Below are 16,682 nucleotides of genomic sequence, written 5' to 3'. Positions count from 1 at the left end.
AATTTTGCATAAAGGCATTGTTAATTGTTGATAAATTGGACAAAATTAGAGCAAATACTTCATTGAAGTGAACGACCAGCATGACTTTAAAACCACTTTCCATTATTTACAATGCACGCTCTGGTTTTCATGCCAGTAATAAAGAAGCCGTGTATGAAGAACTGCTGACGTATTTTTCCGATCATGGTTTTGAAATTCAGGCATTTGAACTGGGGGAAAAAGATGATTTTCCCGCCTTGATGCAGTCGATTATGTTGCGTCATCGCGCAAGCACCGAGCTTGGGGTTATTGTGGCTGCAGGGGGGGATGGCACTTTAAATGCCGTGGCCAATGCGCTGTTAGGTCAAGACATTCCGTTGGGAATTTTACCCTTAGGTACCTTTAACTATGTGGCGCGGGTGCTGAATATTCCTTTAGATATTATGCAGGCAGCAACTGTTATTGCCACAGGGCAGTTACGTCCCATTCATGTGGCGAAAATTAACGATCAAATTTATTTAAATAATGCCAGCTTGGGCTTGTATCCATTATTTATTCAACGCCGTGAAAAATATAATGCGAAATTCGGACGTTTTCCTTTACATGCTTATACTTCGGGTCTAGATGTCCTGATTCGAGATCGGAAGGAGCTCAAGCTGGAAATTGAGGTAGATGGTAAAATTTATCCTGTTAAAACCCCGTTAATTTTTTTTGGCAACAATCAATTACAGCTTAAAGAAATGAAATTGCGCATTGCAAAATGTGCAGAGCAAGGGCAGGTTGCCGGCGTGATTGTGGCCAAAAGTGATAAATTGACGCTATTTCGTATGTTACTGCAACTGATTCGTGGTCAGCTTGATAAAGCACCGGATGTTTATAGCTTTGCGGCAGACGACGTCAAAGTCTATTCCAAACGCGGAAAACTAACCGTGGCAATTGATGGTGAAATTGTCGAAATGCAACCTCCGTTGCATATTTCGGTGCAAAAAAATGCGATTAAGATGTTGGTGCCGAATGATCCTGCATCTGTCTGATTTGCATTTTGGCACCGAACGCCCAGAATGCTTAGTTGCAATTCAAGAGTTTTGCCAACAACAGCAGCCTGAAGCGGTGGTGGTGAGTGGAGATTTAACCCAACGCGCGCGTTATTTTGAGTTTTTCCACTGCAAGCAGTTTTTGGATAGTTTGAATTGTCCTTATTTGGTGGTGCCAGGCAATCACGATATCCCGCTATATCACGTATGGAACCGAATTTTTAATCCATTTAGCCGCTATCAATTGTTCTTTGGGCAAATGGAAATGACCTTAGAAACCGAGCATTTTTATCTGATTGGTGTGAATAGCATCCGTCGTCGTTACCATACTCGCGGTCATATTTCTTTGGAACAAATTCAGCAGATTGATCAAATTTTAAAGCAGGCTCCTGCGCACAAACTCAAAGTGATTGCGGCACATCAGCCTTTCTATGCGGATCCAGATGATCTGCATGGTATTAAGGATTGCCCTGTATTAGGACGCATGGCTTTGGAAGTCTGGAGCCAGAGTGGTTTAAACGCCTTATTGCATGGACATTTACATCAGCCTGCGGTGTATGACTTAAATGATTTGTATCAATTGGGTGTTGCGCATCCTGTGCTGGATATTCATGCAGGAACAGCAACCTCCTATCGTTTACATCATGCCGCAAGCAATAGCTTTAATATGATTGATGCACAGGCAAATGTGCGGCATTTTCAATTCAATCGACATCTTGCCCAGTTTGAAATGCTTTAAATTGTCGATTAAAGCAGCGAATTATTCATATTGGGTAAAAAAAATACAAAAAAGATGATTTTTTTTAAAATTTGCCCTTGAAGCGTTATTTTCCATCCCCACAAAAGTGTCATCCAAATTCATTTTGATGATGACCAACGGAATAAATAAGTCGTCATCAGTCATCTTAAAATAGACTTAGTCTGATGGAGTTATTTATGAGCAACATTCGTCCATTACATGACCGCGTAGTTATTCGTCGTGTTGAAGAAGAAACGAAAACGGCTGGCGGTATTTTATTGCCAGGTTCTGCAGCTGAAAAACCAGCACAAGGTGAAATTATTGCTGTAGGTAATGGTCAAATCACGGACAACGGTGTTCGCGCTTTAGATGTAAAAGTAGGCGATAAAGTATTGTTCGGTACTTATGCAGGTACAACTGTAAAAGTTAATGGTGAAGAACTTCTTATCATGAAGGAGTCTGACATTTTAGCTGTATTAGAAGGCTAATTCTGTCCTTACTCGTTCAATATCAGATTAGTAAAGCTTAAAAATATTCGGAGTCTATAAATGTCAGCAAAAGACGTAAAATTTGGTGATTCAGCACGTTCTAAAATGATTGCAGGCGTTAACGTTCTTGCAGATGCTGTAAAAGTAACTTTAGGTCCTAAAGGCCGTAACGTTGTGATCGACCGTTCTTTCGGTGCGCCACACATCACTAAAGATGGTGTGACTGTTGCGAAAGAAATTTCTCTTAAAGACAAATTTGAGAACATGGGTGCTCAATTGGTTCGTGAAGTATCTTCTAAAACCAATGACATCGCAGGTGACGGTACAACGACTGCAACTGTACTTGCTCAAGCAATTTTAAATGAAGGCATCAAGTCTGTTACTGCGGGCATGAACCCAATGGACTTGAAACGTGGTATTGACCTTGCCGTTAAAGCATTGGTTGCTGAAATTAAAGCTACAGCTAAGCCTGCGTCTGACACTAAAGCGATTGAACAAGTGGGTTCAATCTCTGCAAACTCTGACGAAACAGTAGGTAAACTCATTGCTCAAGCAATGGAACGCGTAGGTAAAGAAGGCGTAATTACTGTAGAAGAAGGTTCAGGCTTTGAAGACGCGCTTGACGTTGTAGAAGGTATGCAGTTTGACCGTGGTTATATCTCTCCATACTTTGCTAACAAACAAGATACCTTAACGGCTGAATTAGAAAATCCGTTCATCTTGCTTGTGGATAAAAAAATCAGCAACATCCGTGAATTGATTACGGTATTAGAAGCGGTTGCTAAAACAGGTAAGCCACTGTTAATCATCGCTGAAGATGTTGAAGGTGAAGCATTAGCGACACTTGTCGTGAACAACATGCGCGGCATTATTAAAGTATGTGCAGTGAAAGCGCCTGGCTTTGGTGATCGTCGTAAAGCAATGTTGCAAGATATCGCGATCTTGACTGGCGCGACTGTAATCTCTGAAGAAGTGGGTATGTCTTTAGAGCAAGCGTCTCTTCAAGATTTAGGTACGGCACACAAAATTACTGTATCTAAAGAAAATACCGTGATTGTGGATGGTGCTGGCGATGCAGCTCAAATTGCTGATCGTGTTCAACAAATCCGTGCTCAAATTGAAGAATCTACGTCTGAATACGACAAAGAAAAACTTCAAGAACGTGTTGCTAAATTAGCTGGCGGTGTTGCAGTCATTAAAATTGGTGCAGCAACTGAAGTTGAAATGAAAGAGAAGAAAGACCGTGTTGACGATGCTCTTCATGCAACGCGTGCTGCGGTTGAAGAAGGTGTTGTTGCAGGTGGTGGTGTTGCGCTAGTACGTGCAGCGAAAGCACTTGACGGTGTAACTGGTGCAAATGACGACCAAAATGTTGGTGTTAACATTTTACGTCGTGCAATCGAAGCGCCACTTCGTCAAATCGTTGCCAATGCGGGTGATGAGCCATCAGTTGTGATCAATGCTGTGAAAAACGGTGAAGGTAACTTCGGTTATAACGCTGCAACTTCTCAGTATGGCGACATGTTAGAAATGGGTATTCTTGACCCTGCAAAAGTAACCCGTTCTGCTCTTGAGCATGCTGCTTCTGTTGCTGGTTTAATGCTAACTACAGAGTGCATGATCACTGAAATTCCAGAAGATAAACCTGCTATGCCTGATATGGGCGGCATGGGTGGTATGGGCGGTATGATGTAATCATCCCCTCAGATTCACCAATCTAAAAAAATCCCCACATTTTGTGGGGATTTTTTTGTTTTATGCGTATAATTAAATCTGCATAAGCAGATATGCTAATAATAAAGTCAAATAAAACATTAGATTATAAACCTAGAATAAGGACGTTTGCTTGATTGGAGAGGGGAATGGAGCAAGAACATGAAATGGTCGAAATGATTTATGAAGCGACCATGAATCCTGAACTTTGGCAGCAGGTTTTGATTCGCCTAGTTGAATATACAGGCAGTCAAAGTGCTATTTTTACTGCAATTGATCAGCTTAATCCCAAGTTCAATTTTACCTTCAGCCATAATATTTCTACCGCAATATTGGCGGCTTATCATGATGAAAAAATTCAAGTGATTGATATGCATTTGCATGCGCCGCTTTTAAAGCAGCAAGGCTTGGGTGAACCAATTGTTCTAGATTGGAGCACTTATGCCAATTGTCAGGGACAGGATGAATATATCTTTTATGAAAAATGTGTTGCGCCTTCAGGCATTGGTTCTGCACAAGGGATTTTGTTAGAAACAGGCGCATATCGCTGGGCAGTCCTCGGCATTCATCGCGCGCATAGCGCACCGACCTATCAACCGCATGAAACTGAACTATTAAAGCGATTGGCCAAGCATTTGCGCCGAGCGTTACAAATACATCGTCAGTTCAGTTTAATCCAGCAAGAAAACTTTGATTTATATAAGCTATTCGATGCGCTCAAAACGGGAGTAATTTTACTGGATGCCAACGCCAGCTTGATTTATTCCAATGCCAAAGCACAAAATATTTTAGAACAGTATACAGCTATAAGCTTAGACCAACGGAATCGGCTCAAGGTTCCAGCAGCTTATCAAGCACAACTTGAACAATATATCCAAAGTGCTTTATTTCAGCATGCTGAAGCAGAGCATCTTGACGATTACGCAGGTGGCGTGCTCGCCCTGCCGATTAACCCAGCCAAACAGTCGCTGATGATGAGTGTGGTGCCATTTGCCAGTGTTTGGCAACACATGCCCTATGATCAATTGATTGAACAAAAAGTTGCTATTTTTCTGACTGAACCCGAAAAAAGTTATCAATTGGCACATGCATTCTTGAAGCAGAATTATCAACTGTCCAACCGTGAAATCCGAATTTGCGAGCTATTTTTGAATGGTTATAATCTAGAAGCCATTGCACAGGAATGCTCACTGACTTTGAGTTCGGTACGAACATATATGAAATATATATTTGCCAAAACCCATTGCAACTCTCAAGTTGAGTTATTTCGCTTATTGGCAAGTTTGACACATGAGTTTGAGCATATTCCTTAACTTACTATTTGCCCAATAAAATCAGTGCCCAAGTGATGGCAATGATACTTAAGGCAACAAATTGTGCGGCACTGCCCATATCTTTGGCATTTTTTGATAAGGGGTGACGTTCTAAAGACACACGGTCGACAATTGCTTCCAAGGCCGAGTTAAATAGCTCGACAATAATTGCTAAAAGACAGACAGCGATCAGAATGGCATGCTCACTACGACTAATATCAAGAAAAAATGTGATGGGAATCAGCACGATATTAATGTAAATAATTTGTCGAAAAGCGGCCTCATGTTGAAATGCCGCTTTAAAACCAGCAATTGAATAACCCGTTGCGCTTAAAATACGTTTAACGCCAGTTTTGCCTTTGAGGGGAGAATATTCGCTCATGATGCTTTGTATAGATTAGGAATCATTGAAAGGTTAACAGTCCGAAATTAAAACGGGCTTAAAAGCCCAAAGTCAGCTGATATCATTGTTGTAGTCTAGCATTATTTAATGTGCATGAAATCGGCGGAAAGTTCTTAAATTTAATCAAGTATAGCTTGTCGGTGATTGGCTGTCTGCTTGTGATTGTTCCCCCGTATCAGGTGCTCTAGTCGTGACTCGGCACTCACAAGCCATCCATTCAATAGATTGATCTATCTTGTGCAAAATTGATACTTCAGCCACTTCTTCACAATTTCTACATAATTGAGTAATACATCTATAACTATGTTAATAATGATTGTAATTTAAAGTTGAGTCATTGAATATCAACACAAATTTGCTAATTTTTCGCAACTTCTGTTTTTCTTCTCATTTTTAAGTGGCGCAGACCTATGTTGTCTAAGTTTTTTATACAACGTCCCATTTTCGCGGGTGTTCTTGCAATCATCGTGATGGCGTTGGGGCTATTTGCAGTGCTGAATTTGCCTGTGGAGCGTTATCCAGACATTGCACCTCCCCGAATTACGGTGAGCGCCAGTTATACCGGGGCATCTGCAGAATCGGTTGAGGAAAGTGTTACACAAATTTTAGAACAACAAATCAAAGGTATTGATCATCTTTTATATTTTAGTTCCAGCAGTGATTCTTCAGGGCGTAGCCGAATTAGCATCAGCTTTGAAAACGGCACAGATCCTGATACGGCTCAGGTACAGGTGCAAAATGCCATTAATGGGGTACTGAGCCGATTACCAGAGGAAGTTCAGCGGCAAGGGGTAAATGTCTATAAGTCACTGGGCGATACCCATATGGTGATTGGTCTGTTTGATGCGTCTGGGCGTAGCGATAATATCGCACTGTCCGATTATATGATGACCCATCTGGAACAGGATATTGCGCGGATTGATGGAGTGGGAGAAGTTGATGTGTTTGGTTCGCAATATGCCATGCGCATCTGGCTGAATCCCAGTAAGCTGAAGCAATTTAGTCTGATGCCTTCGGATATCCGGACGGCTATTGAAGCCCAGAATACGCAAGTAGCTGCTGGAGGACTTGGGGATTTACCGACCTTAGATCAGCAATATTTGAATGCCAAAGTGACTTCGGGCTCACGCCTAAAAACCGTGCCTGAATTTGAGCAGATTATTGTCAAATCCAATCGGGATGGCAGTTTTGTCTATTTAAAAGACGTCGCGCGGATTGAACTGGGGGCTGAGAATTATCAGTCTTTTAATACCATCAATGGCTATCCTTCTGCGGGTATGGGGATTTCATTATCTTCGGGGGCTAATGCACTGGCGACATCGGCCTTAATTAAAGCCGAAGTACAACATCTTGCTAGCAAGCTACCAGCGGGTTACCAAATTGTTTACCCACGAGATAACACCCCATTTGTACAAGAGTCGATTAAGGAAGTTGTTAAAACCTTGTTTGAAGCTGTGCTTCTAGTGGTCTTGGTGATGTTCTTGTTCTTGCAGAATTGGCGCGCCACTTTAATTCCAACCATTACTGTCCCGGTGGTGATTTTAGGTACGCTTGCTGTACTTTATGTATTAGGGATGAGTATCAATACACTCACCTTATTTGCACTGGTACTTGCGATTGGCTTGTTGGTGGATGACGCCATTGTGGTGGTGGAAAATGTTGAGCGGTTGATGCATGAACAGCAACTGTCAGCCAAACAGGCTGCAATCGCCTCGATGAATGAAATCAGTGGTGCCTTGATCGGGATTACCTTGGTGTTGACTGCGGTCTTTATTCCTATGGCTTTTTTTGGTGGATCGACTGGGGTCATTTACCGTCAGTTTTCCATCACACTTGTGGCGGCAATGGGCTTATCCTTGTTGGTTGCTTTAATTTTAACACCAGCATTGTGTGCTTTGATCTTACAACCAAGCCAGCATGTGATGCGTTGGGCCGCATGGTTTAATGCACAATTAGAGCATTTAAAAGGGCGCTATTTGCAACTTGCACAAACTACCTTGCACTATAAACGTATCAGCTTAGTTGTTTTTGTGGCGCTGATGGCGGTGTTTGCCTTATTTTATCGCGCCTTGCCGACCAGTTTTATTCCTAGCGAAGATCAAGGCATGCTGAGTGTACAGTTTGAACTGATCAACGGTGCGCCACTGGCTAAAACCCGTGAGGTTGGGGAAGAAATCCGACAATATTTTCTGAATCAAGAGCAAGCCAACGTCAACTTGGTGATGGTGCGCTATGGACGTAATTACTCAGGTACAGGACAAAATTTGGGTCAAGGTTTTATTGCATTAAAACATTGGGATGAACGTTCAGGGCAACACAATTCAGCACAAGCCATTCGTGAACGTGCCATGCAGCATTTTCGTCAAAACCCGAATGCCAAGATTATGGTGAATCTGCCTGCTTCGGTCAGTGGTTTGGGGCAAACCGATGGCTTGGAATTTTGGATCAGAGACATTAATGGTCAAGGGCGACCATTTTTAGCCGATCAATTGAAAACTTTACAAGCTGCGGCAGAACAGCAAAAGAGTTTTGCAAATCTAGATAATAAGGCAAATCCTGATAAAGCTAATTTACAGGTCAATATTGATCAAAAACAAGCGATGGCCTTAGGGCTTTCCCCCGCTGCGATTAACAGTACATTGTCAACAGCATGGGGTGGGGCTTATGTGAATGACTTTATTGACCGTGGACGGGTGAAGCGTGTGGTGATGCAGGGAGATGCGGAATTCCGTTCCAAACCTGAAGATCTACAACAGTGGTATGTCCGTAATGATAGCAATCAAATGGTGTCCTTTGCCAATTTTGCTCAGGTAAATTGGAGCGGTGCACCTGAAGTGGTTAAACGCTTTATGGGCTATACAGCCATTGAGATGGAAGCCGACACTGCCAAAAATGTCAGCTCTGGTGTTGCCATGCGGGATATTGAGGCGTTGGTTCAGCAACAACCTGAGATAGATTTGGCATGGAGTGGTTTGTCATTTGAAGAGCAAAAATCGAGTCATCAAGCACTCTGGTTATACCTGATTTCTATTGGCTTTATTTTCTTATGTTTGGCTGCGTTATATGAAAGCTGGTCTATTCCAACTGCGGTGATGAGCGCTATTCCACTGGGGGTGGGGGGTAATATTCTATTTAGTGCCCTATTCGGTTTTCCAAATGATATTTATTTCCAGATTGCCTTGCTAACCACCATTGGTCTGTCCTGCAAAAATGCAATTTTAATCGTTGAATTTGCTTCTATTGCGCAAACACGCGGACTGGGGGTTATACAGGCAGCGCTTGAAGGTGCGCGTTTACGCTTGCGCCCGATTCTAATGACCTCATTGGCCTTTGGTGCTGGGGTTATTCCCTTGGTGTTTGCCACGGGTGCAGGTGCAGCCAGTCGTCAGGAAATTGGCAGCAGTGTGTTGGGAGGCGTGATTTTTGGAACGGTGTTGGTGCTGATTTTTATTCCCTTTATGTACGTATTGATTCACTCCGTATTTGTAGCCAAGCCAACCGATTCCATGTAATAGTCCGTGATAGAGCGGGGGCAGCTACAGTGCAAGCCTCTCGCATCTAAGTTTCTTTAAATTCGAATACAGAACAATAATGATGAAAGAAAATCCGTTGAGTGCCTTGCAGCAAGCCGTGGAGCAACAACAGTGGTTTGCATTAATTAGCCAATTAAATCAAGTCAATGCTGCGGATGTTGCCGAGTTTTTGCAAATACAGAGCCTTGCTGTGCAATGCAGGCTGGTGCAGCAATTGCAATCCGCTGCCTATGTGTTTGAGTTCTTGCCCGTTGAGACTCAACTGCGCGTGGCCTTAGCGCTGCCGCTAGACGCTCTGCTGCATTTGCTTAGTAGCATGCATTCTGATGATCGTGCGGATCTGTTTCAGCTGCTGCCTCAGACCTTGCAACCGCAAGTGTTGAGTGAGTTGGGGGTAGACCAACAACAGCAATTACAGCAATTATTGACTTATCCCGCAGAGTCGGCGGGTGCGATCATGAGTACGGATTATGTCAGTCTAGCCCCTGAACTGACCATGCAGCAGGCAATCGAGCAGCTTCGGCAAATTGCCGCGAATCGTGAAACACTGTATCTCATCTATATTACCAATGCGACTCATGAATTAGTCGGGGTTATTTCATTACGGGAAATCATTCAGGCTGCACCGAATGCAACCATTGCGGACACCATGACCACTCGACTTATTGTCGGTCAGGTGGATGAAGACCAAGAAAGTATTGCGGCAAAGTTAAGTCATTATGATTTTCTGGCTTTACCGATTGTTGATCAGCAACAGCATTTATTGGGCATTGTGACCTATGATGATGCGATGGATGTGGTACAGCAAGAAATGACCGAAGACTTTCTAAAAGGCAGTGCGGTTGCAGCGACTTCACATACCAGTCTAAAAACCGCACCGATTTTTTCCCTGTACAAAAAACGGGTGTTTTGGCTGGTGTTGCTGGTTTTTGGTAGCTTGTTATCTGGAATCGGCATTGCACATTTTGAAGAGATTATTGCCCAACATATTGTGTTGGTGTTCTTTTTGCCGTTACTGGTTGGCAGTGGTGGAAATGCAGGATCTCAATCGGCCACTCTGATGGTGCGCGCCATGGCAACCGGAGATGTCCATTTTAAAGACTGGTTCATGTTACTGGGGCGGGAGAGTCTGGTTGCGCTCTGCCTAGGGGCTACCATGGCCTGTGCCGTTTCCGTATTGGGATACCTGCGTGGAGATATTGTGGTTGCCTGTGTACTGGCACTCAGTATGTTAGGCATAGTCTTGCTGGGGTCTCTTATTGGCATGAGTCTGCCATTTTTATTACGCCGTTTAAACCTCGATCCTGCCAGTGCCTCTGCGCCTTTGGTGACTTCAATCTGTGATGCAACTGGAGTGCTGGTGTATTTATTTATCGCGTCGCAATTGCTGAGTGGATGGTCCTAATGGTGCGCATAGCACGTTGCAGGGCAAAATACGCTAAGCTGTAGAGAAATCAACTTGATATCGAGAAAAATGCCTAATTCCCCAGACCTTCCTAAAAAGTCAGCGCAAGAGGTCATTCGCTTAGAGCGTGATCTGGCGAAGTTCGCCAATATGATGGATTCTGTCATTCGGATTCCCTTTACCAAACAAGGTATCGGGGCTGATGCAGCACTCGGTACCATTCCTGTGGTCGGGGATGCCGCAGGTTTTGCCTTGACCTGCTATGCCATCTATAAAGCCAAACAGATTGGTGTACCGCAGCATAAATTAAATGTGGTGTATAAACTGGCTGTAATGGATGCCGTGGTGGGATTTATTCCGATTGCAGGAACCCTGTTTGATATTTTTATTCGTCCGAGTCGTAAAGCCCTCGATATCGTGCATGAACACATTCAGGAAGAATATCAAATTCGTGACAGCAGGCATGTGGTACATCCATTTTTGCATGAGAAGCTCGAGCAGAAACAGCAGCAATCAGCCTTATGGCGACATCCTGTTGTTGCTTGGCTCTGGCTACATATTCCAGATTTGATTGGGTTGCTGGTACTAATTTTGTTGATGATGGCGACATGGTATGGTTTTACGATGCTCCAGACGTGGTGGCAGAGCTGGAGTTAAATCCATTTGTACTGACATAAAAATAGCCTCCTAGTTGGAGGCTATTTTTATGAGAATCTGGATTATGCGCAGTCTAACTGTTGTAATGCTGCAACACGTTGCTCAATGCTTGGGTGAGTCTGGAATAAAGCCGCTAAGCTAAAACCTTGTTCTTTACCTTCTGCAATCGAAAATGCTTTCATTTCTTTTGGCATTTGGTCTGGCATTTCTGATTCTGCTTGTAAGCGTAATAGGGCAGAAATCATGGCTTGTTTACCGGCTAAACGTGCACCTGCTTCATCAGCGCGGTATTCACGGTAGCGCGAGAACCACATTACAATTGCAGACGCCAAAATACCGAACACGATATCTAGCACAATGGTAATACCAAAGTATGCTAGGCCTGGTGCTTCACCATCTTCGCGACCAAAGACATTACGGTCAATAAAGTCACCGACCACGCGTGCGAAGAACATCACAAAAGCGTTCACGACACCTTGGATTAAGGCTAATGTGACCATGTCACCATTGGCAACGTGACCAATTTCGTGAGCCAGTACTGCACGTAATTCATCTTTATTCATGCGCTCTAATAAGCCTGTTGAAACGGCAACTAAAGCATCATTTTTATTCCAACCTGTTGCAAAGGCATTCGATTGGTAAGATGGGAAGATTCCCACTTCTGGCATTTTAATACCAGCACGTTGAGATAATTCCGCAACTGTTTGTAGCAACCAAGCTTCGGCTTGACTACGTGGAGCATTAGGGTCAATAAGTTCAGTGCCAGTTGTTTTTTTCGCCATCCATTTCGACATGAACAGAGACACTAAAGAGCCAACCATACCAAACACGAAACAGACGACTAAAAGGTTGCCTAGATTCAAGCCACCCGCGCCATGGTAACTACCGACACCGAAGAGTGACAAAATAATGCCAGCTACAACCAGTACCGCGAGGTTGGTTAGCAAGAACAAACCAATCCGCATCATTGAGAAAATCCTCTTAAAATAGAAATATGATCTGATTTATAACTGATAAATCATACAGATCAATATGCGGTGAATCATGGCAAAATTCAAGAAAAAAACGCGATTTGACGCGAAAAATAACATATTTCTATTAATAAATTCGCGCTGAGGCAGAAGCATGTTCGGTCGAATATGTACCAGAACGTGGAGCATCTGTATAGCTGCCATCTGCCGCCATAATAATTTGACGCTGGCTGCTGCTTTTTGCCGGAGTCGTCGGAATAGGCGCTGCCTGCGGAGGCGTGTTGTTATTCACATTGCTAGAGGAATAATTGACGGATTGGGCTAGGACTTGTCCTGAGCTTGAGGCAATGGAACCACCTGCATACAAATTGTTATAGCGACTGGTTACCCGTTTTACATAATCTTGGGTCTCTCTAAATGGAGGAATTCCGCCATATTTATCAACATTACCTTCACCAGCATTATAGGCAGCCAGAGCCAAAGAGGTGTTGCCATTAAAACGCTTGAGCAGCCAGCTCAAATATTTGGCACCGCCCATAATATTTTGCTGTGGATCATAAGCATTCGCGACATTAAAGCGCCGTGCTGTAGCAGGCATCAGTTGCATTAAGCCTTGGGCACCCACAGGGGAGCGCGCGTTGACATTAAACCCCGATTCGGTATGCATGACGGCTTTGATTAAACCTTCTGAAACCCCATGGGTTTGAGCCGCTTGGCGAATCATACCATCAAAGGCATTGCGGTTACGGCTATAGCTGGGCAGGACAGATGATTCGGAGTTCCCCCAGTTGGTATAGCTATGGATATTACTGTCAGGGTAATAGGTTTTCTTTTCCACTTTAAGATGGCTGTATTTACTTTTCTTATTGGTCAATAAAGTCGTACCGTTAGACTCGGTTAATTGATAAATGGTTTGACCTGCCAGACATGCAGGACTCATCAGCAGGATAGATACACAGCCCACGAGGTAAGATTTGATGTTTTGCCATTTATTTTTCATTTTTTATCAATTTATCTGTCCCCAAACAGTCATTACAAGTTTAGCAAAAAAAAGAGAGATAAAAAGCGCTGAGGGATTTTATTTTTCATGTCTTTGTAAAAATCAAGTGAGTTTGCAGATGAAATAATCAAAAAAAAATTTAATTTTTTTTTAATCAGGATTGCTTGACTATGATAAGCCATTGATATTTATTGAAAATAAAATCGATCAAAAAATAACCAATTTAAATAGAAGCCTTAAAATATGGGCAGCATCACCTGTCAAGTGTTTTGAAATCCACAAAGTTATCCACAGCTTTTGTGGACAACTGTGGAAAAGTCCAAAAGATAAGCGTTTCGGCTAAAAAGTGAACTGCAACGTTCAAATATACACTCCGAGCAAGACGAAAAAATGACATGGCTTGTCATTCATGAGAATTTACATTCTTTAGATGCGATTGCTTAGCGAATCGGATAAAATTGCGCGGTATTTTTATTTATGGGTTAATCGTGTCTATGTACTCGCCAGTTGAGTCCGAACAAGGGTTTAATTTCAAGCCAGAACTCCCAACCAGCTCTGCGTATTATCGTTTGTTGAAGAAGTTGCGCCGCCAAGTCGGTCATGCAATTCGTGATTTTAAAATGATCGAAGATGGCGATAAGGTCATGGTGTGTATTTCTGGTGGTAAAGACAGTTATACCTTGCTGGATATCTTGTTGCAGTTTAAACGTATTGCACCGATTAATTTTGACGTGGTTGCGGTCAACCTTGATCAGAAACAACCGGGTTTCCCTGAAGATGTATTACCACGTTATTTAGAAGAAAATAACATTCCTTATTATATTTTGGAAAAAGACACCTATAGCATCACCAAGCGCTTAACCCCAGAAGGGAAAACGTATTGTGCGGTATGTTCACGTTTACGCCGTGGCTCTTTATATGGCTTTGCACAAGAGATTGGTGCGACCAAAGTGGCTCTCGGACATCACCGTGATGACATCTTGGCAACCTTCTTCCTGAACTTGTTCCATGGCGGTAGCTTAAAAGCCATGCCACCAAAACTTTTATCTACGGATAAAAAGAACATGTTGATTCGTCCATTGGCGTATGTGGAAGAAAAAGACATTATTAAATATGCAGAAATGCGTAAGTTCCCAATCATTCCATGTAACTTGTGTGGTTCGCAGGAGAACCTGCAACGTGCCATCATTAATGACATGTTACGTGCTTGGGACAAAGAGCATCCGAAGCGCTTACACAGCATTTTTGGTGCTTTACAAAACGTTTCGCCATCGCAATTGGCAGACCGTGAATTGTTTGACTTTGAAGTGCTCGATTCGCAACGTGAATTTGATTTTAAAGAAACCTGTTCGACTGAAGAGCAAGGCATCAATAAGCGCATCAATATGGTGAACTTAGGATTTGCCGCAGAGTAAAGTCTATAGACACCGCTGTATGTAGCAGTGGTGTCTATTTTTGTTATTCATTGATTTTAAACATGTATAAAAAGCATAAAAACTGAACGGTCCGTACAAAAAACTTTAGCCCAACATTTCATTTACGTGCTATAACAGGCTTCAAGCAAAACAGCTTCGCACTGATGTTGTCTGGATAGGCGACAGAAAATGAACAAATAAATTTGAGGAAACATCATGCCTGCCTTTTTAACTGATGATTGGTTTTCAACTGTAGAAACTTTAACTGCGCAAGCAGGGGATTTGAATTTGCCACCAGCGTTGGCAAATTTAGCCATTAACTTAGTGGTGACAGATACCAGTGGCAATACCGAATTGGCGTTAGATGGCGGCAAAATCTTAAAAGGTTTGTCTTCAAATGCTAAAACCACTTTAAATATGGATGCTGAAACGCTACGTAAAGTTTTCCTCGAGTTTGATATGTCTGCGGCAATGCAAGCGTTTATGACAGGCAAAATTAAAGTGCAAGGTGATATGTCTCAATTGATGGCATTACAAACTGCCAAGCCAAGCCAAGAGCAAAAAGATCTATTTAAGAAAGTCCTTGAGCACACTGCTTAAGTTTTTCGAAAAAAAAAGCTTACCTGACGGTAAGCTTTTTTTATGCCTTGCAATCATGATGATTTAGATGTTCACCAATTGCGGCGTATTTTTGATGTATTCCAAGTAGGCACGAATACGCGTGACATATTGTACTGCTTGGCGATAGCGACCATTTTGCGCTTTCTTTTCATCTAAATAACTATAGAGGTTGACCCAGTTATTTGGATCTTTACCTTGAGCACTAATCTGCTTTTGAATCTGATTTACGGCACCTGGTCCCATGTTATAGGCCACTAAGGCATACCAGTTACGGTCAGGATAAGGTACATCTTCAAATCGACTCAACATTCGGTCGTAGTACTTGGCACCACCCTGAATGCTTTGTGCAGGATCGGTGCGATTCGATACTCCCATGGCCTTTGCGGTGCTGTTGGTCAGCATCATAATGCCACGGACTCCAGTAGGAGAAATCGAGTCAGGCTTTAAGTAAGATTCTTGATAGCCAATAGCCGCTAAGAAATGCCAATCCAAATCGTATTTCTCAGCCGTACGCTGGAAGCTGGCTTTATAAATCGGCATACGTTTGCTGAGGTCACGCTGGATCGAATCCCATGACTCGGCATTTACGACATTACGATTATAAAAGGATGCCAACTGACTGATGGCACCAGTCTGTTTGCCTTGGCAAACATAACCACTTGCGGTTTGCGTCAGCGGGTCGTCCGCATGTTTAAATACCCAATTCAGTTGCGTATTTAAACCATTTTTTTGCAAGCTATATAAGTCACCACACGTAGCCGAGAATGAGGTGAGTTTTTTACTTTCAATGTTTTGAATGGTTGAAGTGGTAATTGCAAAATTGACCTTACCTTGATCGACCAATTTCAATGCGCTGGCATCGTCAGGTACTGTGGTAAAGACCAGTTCAACATTCATACTGTCAGCATAGTTACGGGCAAGGTCATAACCAAAGCCATGTAAATACTGTCCATCTTTAAAAACAGTCGATGGATTTTCTACACCAACCACGGTGAGCTTATTGTTATTCACAACAGCATCATATTGGTAAGCCTTACTCGCATTGATGCTATGGAACGGAATCAAGGCGGTGGTGAGTGCTAAGGCTTTTAAAGGGAAAGAGAAAGTTAATGAGTTAAGGCTAAGCCTCGACCCAGAAGATGAACTACTGTGCATGTTGTCTCCGCTACAAGTAATTTATGCCCTAAAAAGCCAAAGCAAACGAGGCCTTAAACTTTTTCAAGTTTGATAAATTCAATAAGGGGTGGGCAGTCATGACGTCATTCAGAATGACATGAGATAAACAGGAATTATGTAGAAAAAAACTACATAGGTTAAAAAGTATTCGAAACTTAAGATGAACGAATAATAAAGTCGGAAATTCGGATTGTCAAATTTAGTACAGAAAATATTTAAAAAATGTAACATAACT

At 42.6% G+C, this 16,682-nt stretch carries 14 protein-coding genes; 10 read left to right on the top strand and 4 right to left on the bottom strand.

Annotated features, from left to right (window positions below; translation table 11 throughout):
• The first annotated feature begins 80 nt into the window (after window positions 1–80).
• The 5 genes from ACX17N_RS02035 to ACX17N_RS02015 all read left to right on the top strand — a co-directional run bounded on the left by ACX17N_RS02035 (window position 81) and on the right by ACX17N_RS02015 (window position 5,266).
• A complete protein-coding gene (locus ACX17N_RS02035; protein ID WP_458890911.1) occupies window positions 81–1,013 on the top strand; it encodes a diacylglycerol/lipid kinase family protein in 933 nt (310 codons plus the stop codon).
• On the top strand, window positions 994–1,752 hold the full coding sequence (locus ACX17N_RS02030) for a metallophosphoesterase family protein (RefSeq protein ID WP_458890910.1): 759 nt from the start codon (window positions 994–996) through the stop codon (window positions 1,750–1,752). The genes ACX17N_RS02035 and ACX17N_RS02030 overlap by 20 nt, the downstream gene beginning before the upstream one ends.
• Window positions 1,753–1,949: 197 nt before the next feature.
• Entirely contained in the window at window positions 1,950–2,240 is a 291-nt protein-coding gene (locus ACX17N_RS02025) for a co-chaperone GroES (protein ID WP_005176348.1), read from the top strand.
• Window positions 2,241–2,300: 60 nt separating this feature from the next.
• The gene (gene groL, locus ACX17N_RS02020; protein WP_458890909.1) at window positions 2,301–3,935 is read left to right on the top strand and encodes a chaperonin GroEL; all 1,635 of its coding nucleotides are present in this window, start codon (window positions 2,301–2,303) and stop codon (window positions 3,933–3,935) included.
• Between the two features lie 167 nt (window positions 3,936–4,102).
• Window positions 4,103–5,266, top strand: coding sequence for a helix-turn-helix transcriptional regulator (locus ACX17N_RS02015; RefSeq protein ID WP_458890908.1), 1,164 nt, complete (start codon window positions 4,103–4,105; stop codon window positions 5,264–5,266).
• Between the two features lie 4 nt (window positions 5,267–5,270).
• On the opposite strand, the gene ACX17N_RS02010 is transcribed toward ACX17N_RS02015, so the two are convergent.
• Complete coding sequence (locus tag ACX17N_RS02010; RefSeq protein WP_458890907.1) at window positions 5,271–5,648, bottom strand: diacylglycerol kinase; 378 nt, start codon at window positions 5,646–5,648, stop codon at window positions 5,271–5,273.
• 431 nt (window positions 5,649–6,079) lie between these two features.
• On the opposite strand from ACX17N_RS02010, the gene ACX17N_RS02005 reads away from it, so the two are divergent.
• The 3 genes from ACX17N_RS02005 (at window position 6,080) to ACX17N_RS01995 (ending at window position 11,264) form a co-directional block, all read left to right on the top strand.
• On the top strand, window positions 6,080–9,181 hold the full coding sequence (locus ACX17N_RS02005) for a multidrug efflux RND transporter permease subunit (RefSeq protein ID WP_458890906.1): 3,102 nt from the start codon (window positions 6,080–6,082) through the stop codon (window positions 9,179–9,181).
• A 79-nt stretch (window positions 9,182–9,260) separates the two neighbouring features.
• A complete protein-coding gene (gene mgtE / locus ACX17N_RS02000) occupies window positions 9,261–10,607 on the top strand; it encodes a magnesium transporter (RefSeq protein WP_458890905.1) in 1,347 nt (448 codons plus the stop codon).
• A gap of 69 nt (window positions 10,608–10,676) precedes the next feature.
• Window positions 10,677–11,264 carry a DUF4112 domain-containing protein gene (locus ACX17N_RS01995; RefSeq protein ID WP_458890904.1) on the top strand — a complete coding sequence of 196 codons (588 nt, stop codon included), beginning with the start codon at window positions 10,677–10,679 and terminating at the stop codon, window positions 11,262–11,264.
• A gap of 62 nt (window positions 11,265–11,326) precedes the next feature.
• Here the strand turns inward: ACX17N_RS01995 and htpX are convergent, their stop codons facing one another.
• Both htpX and ACX17N_RS01985 read right to left on the bottom strand, forming a co-directional pair.
• Window positions 11,327–12,232: a protease HtpX gene (gene htpX / locus ACX17N_RS01990; protein ID WP_458890903.1), complete on the bottom strand. Its 906-nt coding sequence runs from the start codon at window positions 12,230–12,232 to the stop codon at window positions 11,327–11,329.
• A gap of 130 nt (window positions 12,233–12,362) precedes the next feature.
• Entirely contained in the window at window positions 12,363–13,175 is an 813-nt protein-coding gene (locus ACX17N_RS01985; RefSeq protein WP_458891121.1) for a lytic transglycosylase domain-containing protein, read from the bottom strand.
• A gap of 554 nt (window positions 13,176–13,729) precedes the next feature.
• Here ACX17N_RS01985 and ttcA point away from each other — a divergent pair.
• Entirely contained in the window at window positions 13,730–14,650 is a 921-nt protein-coding gene (gene ttcA / locus ACX17N_RS01980) for a tRNA 2-thiocytidine(32) synthetase TtcA (RefSeq protein ID WP_458891120.1), read from the top strand.
• A 216-nt stretch (window positions 14,651–14,866) separates the two neighbouring features.
• Complete coding sequence (locus ACX17N_RS01975) at window positions 14,867–15,250, top strand: SCP2 sterol-binding domain-containing protein (protein WP_458890902.1); 384 nt, start codon at window positions 14,867–14,869, stop codon at window positions 15,248–15,250.
• A gap of 63 nt (window positions 15,251–15,313) precedes the next feature.
• On the opposite strand, the gene ACX17N_RS01970 is transcribed toward ACX17N_RS01975, so the two are convergent.
• A complete protein-coding gene (locus tag ACX17N_RS01970; RefSeq protein WP_458890901.1) occupies window positions 15,314–16,426 on the bottom strand; it encodes a transglycosylase SLT domain-containing protein in 1,113 nt (370 codons plus the stop codon).
• Window positions 16,427–16,682 lie beyond the last annotated feature (256 nt).

The sequence above is a fragment of the Acinetobacter sp. GXMZU3951 genome (genome assembly GCF_054457875.1).
Note: the sequence above shows the minus strand (reverse complement) of the source record. Positions and strands in the feature narration are given on the sequence as shown.

Bases quoted from the DNA above. Each gene is read 5' to 3' on its own strand.
- ACX17N_RS01975 (WP_458890902.1), top strand. From the start codon at position 14,867: ATGCCTGCCTTTTTAACTGATGATTGGTTTTCAACTGTAGAAACTTTA.
- ACX17N_RS01970 (WP_458890901.1), bottom strand. From the start codon at position 16,426: ATGCACAGTAGTTCATCTTCTGGGTCGAGGCTTAGCCTTAACTCATTA.
- ACX17N_RS02015 (WP_458890908.1), top strand. From the start codon at position 4,103: ATGGAGCAAGAACATGAAATGGTCGAAATGATTTATGAAGCGACCATG.
- ACX17N_RS02005 (WP_458890906.1), top strand. From the start codon at position 6,080: ATGTTGTCTAAGTTTTTTATACAACGTCCCATTTTCGCGGGTGTTCTT.
- ACX17N_RS02030 (WP_458890910.1), top strand. From the start codon at position 994: ATGATCCTGCATCTGTCTGATTTGCATTTTGGCACCGAACGCCCAGAA.
- ACX17N_RS02035 (WP_458890911.1), top strand. From the start codon at position 81: ATGACTTTAAAACCACTTTCCATTATTTACAATGCACGCTCTGGTTTT.
- ttcA (WP_458891120.1), top strand. From the start codon at position 13,730: ATGTACTCGCCAGTTGAGTCCGAACAAGGGTTTAATTTCAAGCCAGAA.
- htpX (WP_458890903.1), bottom strand. From the start codon at position 12,232: ATGATGCGGATTGGTTTGTTCTTGCTAACCAACCTCGCGGTACTGGTT.
- ACX17N_RS01985 (WP_458891121.1), bottom strand. From the start codon at position 13,175: ATGAGTCCTGCATGTCTGGCAGGTCAAACCATTTATCAATTAACCGAG.
- ACX17N_RS02025 (WP_005176348.1), top strand. From the start codon at position 1,950: ATGAGCAACATTCGTCCATTACATGACCGCGTAGTTATTCGTCGTGTT.
- groL (WP_458890909.1), top strand. From the start codon at position 2,301: ATGTCAGCAAAAGACGTAAAATTTGGTGATTCAGCACGTTCTAAAATG.
- mgtE (WP_458890905.1), top strand. From the start codon at position 9,261: ATGATGAAAGAAAATCCGTTGAGTGCCTTGCAGCAAGCCGTGGAGCAA.
- ACX17N_RS01995 (WP_458890904.1), top strand. From the start codon at position 10,677: ATGCCTAATTCCCCAGACCTTCCTAAAAAGTCAGCGCAAGAGGTCATT.
- ACX17N_RS02010 (WP_458890907.1), bottom strand. From the start codon at position 5,648: ATGAGCGAATATTCTCCCCTCAAAGGCAAAACTGGCGTTAAACGTATT.